Genomic DNA, 257 nt, shown 5'->3' on the forward strand with positions numbered 1-257 from the left:
GATGGTGAGTTCGTGCTGGCCGGCCATCACCTGGGCGGCTGCAAAGTTCACGGCGTCGAGGCCGGACGCGCAGAAGCGATTGATCTGGATGCCGGGGACGTCGTTGCCATAGCCGGCCGACAGCGCGGCCATGCGCGCGAGGTCACCGCCGGCTTCGCCACCGGGATCGACGACGCCGAGCACGACGTCATCGACGCTGCCGGGCTTGAGATTGTTGCGCTCCTTGAGCGCCTTCAGCGGCGTGGTGGCGAGCGCTA

At 68.1% G+C, this 257-nt stretch carries 1 pseudogene; it reads right to left on the reverse strand.

The features are described 5' to 3' along the window. Positions 1–257, reverse strand: a pseudogene (locus RVY79_RS20460) (acetyl-CoA C-acyltransferase); the annotation flags it as partial.

It is taken from the genome of Chromohalobacter sp. HP20-39 (genome assembly GCF_033052815.1).
In the GTDB taxonomy this organism is placed as follows: Bacteria; Pseudomonadota; Gammaproteobacteria; order Pseudomonadales; family Halomonadaceae; genus Chromohalobacter.